This window comes from Shewanella sp. AS16, from assembly GCF_021412365.1.
GTDB classification, from domain to species: domain Bacteria; phylum Pseudomonadota; class Gammaproteobacteria; order Enterobacterales; family Shewanellaceae; genus Shewanella; species Shewanella salipaludis.
The window spans coordinates 1-323 of sequence record NZ_JAKCLK010000127.1 but is presented as its reverse complement, the minus strand read 5'-3'; the positions used below and the strand labels follow the sequence as shown (position 1 = coordinate 323).

Annotated in this window: 1 pseudogene; it reads left to right on the top strand. The window is 48.0% G+C overall.

Annotated features, from left to right (window positions below):
• Nucleotides 1-89: 89 nt before the first annotated feature.
• Nucleotides 90-287, top strand: a pseudogene (locus tag LZP73_RS19645) (GTP-binding protein); the annotation flags it as partial.
• Between the last annotated feature and the right edge of the window lie 36 nt (nucleotides 288-323).

Below are 323 nucleotides of genomic sequence, written 5' to 3'. Positions count from 1 at the left end.
TCAAGGGCGGGCTTACCGCATACACTGACACTTAGCGGATCGACAGAATATTATTAGCAGATCATCCCTGAACGCAACGTAATTATCGTAATAAAGGCTTTTTCTGGCTACCAGGAAGACCTGACATGGCTCTGCTCTGGAACCAGGCCGCAGGAAGCATCAATCTGGAGTTTATCAGCTACTGGAATTCCGGTGTATTGGCAGCCCCTGATAATCACCTGACCCACGAAGAGCGCTCTGCTTTGCAGAAACTCTGGGGCGGTTTGGAGACAGGAGATGCCATTTAACGATTATAGGACGTTCTGATGAAGTCCATGATTTTA